This window comes from Paenibacillus sp. PAMC 26794, from assembly GCF_000316035.1.
Lineage (GTDB): Bacteria > Bacillota > Bacilli > Paenibacillales > Paenibacillaceae > Paenibacillus.
The window spans coordinates 21,844-28,543 of sequence record NZ_ANHX01000056.1; the positions used below are offsets into that span (position 1 = coordinate 21,844).

A 6,700-nucleotide genomic window follows, 5' to 3' on the forward strand; every position below is an offset into this window, starting at 1 on the left:
TTATGCTACAATACGAAAAATTATAACTTTAAATTCACCCTAAAATTTTCATAGTTTATATGACTTCAACTTCTCTAGCAATAAATCTATTTCGTCCCCTGTTCCAATCGATATACGGAGCTTGTCATTAATTCTTGGAGATTCAAAATACCTAATGAATATTTTATTTTCAGCTAAAAACTGATAAATACTTTTTGGATTTGCGCTACGAGGCTTACACAACAAAAAGTTTGTATCTGATTGTAGTACATCAAATTCAAGCAACTCCAGCGCATGTGTAAGATATTTTCTGGAGCTAATTATTTTTTTTATATTCTCCATAAAGTACTCATTGTCTTCAAGCGCAGCAATGGCCAGATATTGGCTCATAGTGTTTAGATTATAAGAGTCTTTACACTTATTTAATCCTTCTATTAGAGCCTCATCACCAAGACAGAAACCAACTCGAGCACCACATAGTGAGTAAGATTTAGAAAATGTTCTAAGAACTAGAAGGTTAGGATATTCATCAATCATTGAAATCGCTGATGCCCCACTATCTGCAAAATCAATATATGCTTCATCAATAACTAATAAACCATGGTAGTTATCTAAAATGTAACGAATCTTATCTAATCCCATTAGTAAACTAGTTGGTGCGTTGGGATTAGCGATAAATATAGCATCTGAATGTGAAGCCAATAAAGCATCAATATCAACTTCAAAATTCGAATTTGTTTCAACACATTGACACGCTACTTTGTGTATATCAGCTACAGTCTTATATACGGTATAAGTGGGATTCGGTATAACTATTTTGTCTGCTTGTTCTAGAAATACACGAAATATCAAAGATATAATTTCATCAGATCCATTACCACAGAAAATTTTATCTTTATTTATGCTGAATTTATGAGACAAAGCTTCTCTTAATGATAAACTGGTTGATTCTGGATAATATCTAAGCTGATCAATGTTATTAATGAATTGAGAAAGTACATTCTTTATTTTAGGTGTTGGGGGGTACGGATTTTCGTTAGAATTCAACTTGATCACTTTTTGGGTCATATCAGGTTGATAACCCGGAATATACGGAGTCAGACGATTTACATGCTTGTTAACTAACATGAGAGCACCTCATTGTTTTTTTTATCATCACAACATGTGCAAATCTTGGAACTATAATGCAAAATGTATTTTCTGTTAAATTAAGAATCTCATGATATGCTTCACGAATAATTGATGGACATGGTCCTACATATAAATTGGAAGAATATATAAACCTCCCCTTGTCATTCATTACCAAACGTTTGCTAGAATCCGTTAAGTTTTCCTCCTCAAATCTTAAATATTTAGATAAATTAATGTCATTCTCTTTCATGCTATATTCTGAAAAAACATCTAAAAAACAATCAAAAATTTCATTCTCGAGAAGATTAAGATAGTAGTGACTTTTCATGTAATTCGAAAAATTTATTTTCAATTCTTCAATGCTATCACCAAAAAATATTTGAGGATCAAATATACTTTTCCTTTGTACATCAGCCTGGTAGTTATCATAAAAATAATCACAAATATAATCAAAATCTTCTATAGTTAAAAAAGGATGACTGTGCGGTTCATAACTATAACGATCCACAATTTTGCTCATTATATCAACTGTACTGCCTCCAACAAAACCATCATGTAGTACTAGCATCCCCTCTGGTTTTAGTTTGTTATAAGCATTTATAAGTGATTTTAATCTTAGTTCTGGAGCAATATGGTGAAATCCATAAGCAATTAGTGCCCAGTCTAAGGATTTATCTTTAATAGTAACTGGATTAGAAATATCACAAGGGACAACCTGACATCCTTTTTGAATACCTTTCAAGATTTGTTTAATGGATATATCTCCGGTTATAAAACCATTGTACTTCTTATTAGTAAATTTAGTAATCACACGTTCTACTTGTCCGGATCCACCCAAAAAATCTACTCCAACACAATTTTCAAAATTGTCCACTGTATTTTTTGCAATTAAATTATGTAGTTCAACAATTCCGATTAATTTTGAATATGGATACATATCAGAAGCTTTTGTATAAAGTTCGACGCCTTCATCGGTGTTAAAATGTATAGAATTATCAAATGTAAGATATGTCTCAAGAAATTTTTTATCAGACCAATATTCTGATAATACTGTTCTTTTTGCCTCTGGACTTAGCGCATTATAGCAATCATAAATTAACGAGTTGATATTTTCTTGTATATTTATTATTGATTTCAAACAAATTCCTCCTTTGTCCAACTTGGTAATATTAGATGTTTCGAATACAAAAATTCTAAAACCCTATTTACCGATTCTTCAACTGACTCTTGATGTGTATCAATTGTTAGATCAGGTTGTCTAGGTACCTCGTATATATCGGTAACTCCTGTGAAATTAGGTGTTTTATTCTGAAGTGCTTTTGTATAAAGCCCTTTCACATCCCTTGCAATACAGTACTCGATAGGACAGTGAACGTAAATTTCATAAAAATTCGCTATACGATTTTTCAACTTTTCTCTCGAATCACTATAAGGAGATATCAACGAAACAAGTGTTTGAACTCCATTCCGCGAAAGCAATTCTGCAATAAAGCCAGTACGTTCAATATTTATAATCCTATCTTCCTTAGTGAAACCTAGATCTTTACATATCGTTTCTCTCAGAATATCCCCATCTAATCTCTCTACAAGAGTTCCCATATCCCTCAATTTCAGTTCTAATTTAGTTGCAATTGTTGTTTTACCTGATCCACTTAGGCCTGTAAACCATAGTACGTATCCGTTTCTCATTTACTATCATCTCACATTTCTCTTTGATCTTATGGTATTAGTCTAAATTTGTACATTTCTTCATAAATCGGCAAAAATATATTATATGCCTTCAACAATTTTCCACTAAGGGGTTCTTCCGGTTTTTTGTTCCTTCTAATGCTTGTACTACTTAATGCATCAAGATGCCAAGACTTCCATTCATCCCACTCGGGCACTTCACGTTCTTTCCAACTCAAGCTTTCTTGAATAAAGGGTATATCGAGAGCTTTACAATATGCTTTTACTACTGCTTGTGGGTTATCACAAAGATCGTCAGCATCAATAACAATAACGTTTTCACCATGAATCTGAGTAGCCATCTGAAATAGTTCATATTGAATCTGGTATCCGGCTTCCTCCATATTGAAATCAGGAAGCATTGCGTACAGAGAAGGTAAAACATATTTTGGATGTCTAATAATAAATGTGTTTTCGAAGTTACTAATCGTCTCAAAGTTTAACTTTGGTTTCAAGTGATAAGCCATATCTTTTAAGAATAAAGGCCCTTGACTCGAAGAATTGATCAAATTAGCAAGTACATTAGAAAAAGAGAATTCATTTTGTGACTCAACATCTGAATAACGGTTACTGCAACGTTCAAAACTATAATAGTAACTTACTGAAAAAGGTTCATGAACTATGGTGAAATCCCCTCTTTCAATGAAAATTCTTTCAAATGCTGTTGACACAGAACGAGGTATAGCCCATAGTGCGATTATCTTATTCATGTCTTTGCTCCTTCTTAATTACCTGAACTCGTATATCTACTTAGACTAAAGTTAAAAAACATAATAGAAGCATAAAGTAGTAACAAACCAAGAATAAAAGTAAATATAGAGATGAATTCACTTACATTTCTATTCATAAGGATAGCAACAGGGTAATAAGATACAAAAGCATACGGAACAATAAATGTTATGATCACACGAATTACATTATTAAAAATATTTATCGGATATCGTGACATTTGCTGCAGCTCACTAACAATTATCATGGAGAAAGTAAGAGACTTTCTAAAATAAAAGTTGCTGGTTGTCAAACATATCAATATTGAAATTTGTAACATAGTGGAGTTCACAATTAAAAATATTAACTTCGAAATAAATAATCCGTTATTTACGACATTTAAATTTATCAAGGAATAGACCATAACACCTCCCCCAATAATGGTTTGCCCAATAAACGTGTATTGAAAATTTTTAAAAATCAAGAATATCAGTGGGTGCAATGGCCTGATCAAGTAATTATCAAATTCACCTGATAATACGAGTTGCTCCATTTGTACGAATGGGGACCAAAACAAAAAACCTGCTAGCCCCCACGATAATAAACTAAAACTAAACATCAACATAACCTCGAATGTGTTCCAACTTTGCAAATGGTCCAACTTTCCGAGAATGATATATATAATTGAAAAAAAACTTAGTGGAGTAATCATGTTGACGAAAATGTCTAGAAAGAATGAGACCTTGTATTCCATTTTAGATTTAAAGTATTTACTAATGAACTTTCCATAGATCTTCAAATAGCTCTTCATCTTAACCCCCTTGAATAAAGATTCTCTTTTGCAACTTTATTGAAAGAACGACTATACTTACAAGGAAAATTACAACCCATAAAAAACCTAACAGCAACTCTTCATAAATTTGATTTAAGCTATATTCTCCCAGGAGAATATTAATAGGTATAAAAAACATGTACTTAAACGGAAGAAACTCACTAATTTTCAGCAAAAATGCGGGAAACATCCACAGTGGTACAAAAAATCCCGATAAAATATTTCCAATATCTCTGACGAGAAACTTAATTTGCCATGTATGAATAACCCAAAAAGATAATAAACCTATTAGATAATCCATACAATAAGATAGAAAAATTGCAATCAAAAGACTTATAGCAAAAAAAGTATAATTAATTAAACTGCTCTCAATTTGTATGTATTTATTGAATAGTAACGAACAAATAACAAAAAGAAATATACCTCTAACACAAAAATCCGCTATTATCGTAGAAAAATGTCTAGAAAAACAAAAAATAAAAAAGTTATATGGTCGAATTAAACTCAACTCAATATTTCCTTTGTTAATCTGTTCTGAAATGTAATCAGAAACATTAACTGTCGTTAATATACGAACAAAAACTCCAATAAAAATGTATGATATGACTAAAGAGAACTCAATTTTATTTATTGAATTATTGGCGTCATAAATAGAATACCAAAGAGAGAATTGCACTAAAGTAAAAATAATTGTCGATATTAGTGTTAAATATAAGTTTGATTTATATGCGAATGAAACAGCAAGCGTTTTCATGAATACACTACAATATTTTTTCACAATTGTTTTCCTCTTTATTCATTTGATATACTTTTGAAAGCAAGCTCTCTAAATCTGCACCTTTAACCTGAATATCCGATATTTCATATTTAGTGATAATCTCCTGTAAAACATCCTGGATTGATATGTTTTTATTTACATTCAACCATATCTTTTTCCCTTCTCTATGCTTCAAAACTACTTTCGGTATATTAAAGTTGGTATTTCCACTTTTTAGTGTAACTAAAATTTCATTATCTTCATCATATAGTGATTTAAAAGATTGTGTTGAACCATCAAAAGCTTTTTTGCCGTTATTAATAATTATTATTCTATTACATATTTTTTCAACGTCCGTTATATCATGCGTTGTTAATAATATTGTAGTCTTTTCTAATCGGTTTAATTCCTTGAAAAATTCTCTCATTTTATTTTTAACAATGATATCTAGCCCAATCGTTGGTTCATCCAAAAAAAGAATATCAGGACTATGGATCAATGATGCAGCAATTTCAACTCTCATTCTTTGTCCTAAACTCAATTGTCTAACTGGGATATTACAAAATTCATGAAAATCAAATATATTATTATACATATCAATTTTAGTCTTATAGTCTTTACTAGAGACGTTATAAATATCTTTGTAAAGTTCTAACGAATCTATTGCCGGTAAATCCCACCAAAGTTGACTTCTTTGACCGAAAACTACACCAATTTGTGATGAATACTTTTTTCGTTCTTTGTAAGGAATAAGACCATTGACTCTAACTTCACCTTCAGTAGGATATAGAATTCCAGTTAACATTTTGATTGTAGTTGATTTACCAGCGCCATTCGGACCCAAATAACCAACAATTTCACCTCTATCTATAGTAAAAGAAATATCAGTTACTGCTCTTTTTGTTGTGTATTTTGGAAATATCAAACTTTTCAATCTATTAATCATGCCCTCCTCGCGGATCTCAACCTTATATTCTTTGGATATATTACTTACACTGATAAATTCCAATTTATCGTCCTCCAAGTGTTTGTTTAAATCTTCGACAGGTAAACATTAATTCCAAGCATCTTTATAATCTGTAAAGGTCAGTAGTCTTTAGTATATTCAAAAAAATAATATAAATTATTCCGATCTGTATTCTTCTGGTTTTCAATATCCAGATCATATTATCATAGATTTAATTGTTATAAAAGATATATTTTTCTTTATAATTCCACTTTTTTCTTTTTTTTTCGACAAATCAGTATTAATTACCCACACACTATTGATAAAACTGATTAAAAATAATGGTATTCATATATATTTAATCCCACCCTCTAATCATGTTTTAAATCCTTTTATTTATAAATTAGTATTATTTATACTATATAATTTAAGTATTAAATGGTATTTTACACCTTAATTATAATTAACTCCTTTTACAGGATTATAAATTTCTCTTAGCTAGTAGCTACGGTAAGCACTCCGCCATCCAAGTTTCGGACTTTCACCCTAAAAATTACACTAATGCTGGGGGTACAACAAAAAGACACACTCGAAATCATTCAAGTGTGTCTTCCTATTG

At 30.8% G+C, this 6,700-nt stretch carries 5 protein-coding genes; all 5 read right to left on the reverse strand.

Features of this window, described 5'->3' with window-relative positions; all coding sequences use genetic code 11:
• Window positions 1–48: 48 nt before the first annotated feature.
• Complete coding sequence (gene hisC / locus D829_RS0120035) at window positions 49–1,107, reverse strand: histidinol-phosphate transaminase (protein ID WP_017690711.1); 1,059 nt, start codon at window positions 1,105–1,107, stop codon at window positions 49–51.
• Entirely contained in the window at window positions 1,097–2,248 is a 1,152-nt protein-coding gene (locus D829_RS0120040) for a hypothetical protein (RefSeq protein ID WP_017690712.1), read from the reverse strand. The genes hisC and D829_RS0120040 overlap by 11 nt, the downstream gene beginning before the upstream one ends.
• A complete protein-coding gene (gene cysC / locus D829_RS0120045) occupies window positions 2,245–2,799 on the reverse strand; it encodes an adenylyl-sulfate kinase (RefSeq protein ID WP_017690713.1) in 555 nt (184 codons plus the stop codon). The genes D829_RS0120040 and cysC overlap by 4 nt, the downstream gene beginning before the upstream one ends.
• 29 nt (window positions 2,800–2,828) lie before the next feature.
• On the reverse strand, window positions 2,829–3,548 hold the full coding sequence (locus tag D829_RS0120050; RefSeq protein ID WP_017690714.1) for a sulfotransferase family protein: 720 nt from the start codon (window positions 3,546–3,548) through the stop codon (window positions 2,829–2,831).
• A 1,591-nt stretch (window positions 3,549–5,139) separates the two neighbouring features.
• Window positions 5,140–6,144, reverse strand: a complete 1,005-nt coding sequence (locus D829_RS0120065) for an ATP-binding cassette domain-containing protein (protein WP_017690717.1) — start codon at window positions 6,142–6,144, stop codon at window positions 5,140–5,142.
• Between the last annotated feature and the right edge of the window lie 556 nt (window positions 6,145–6,700).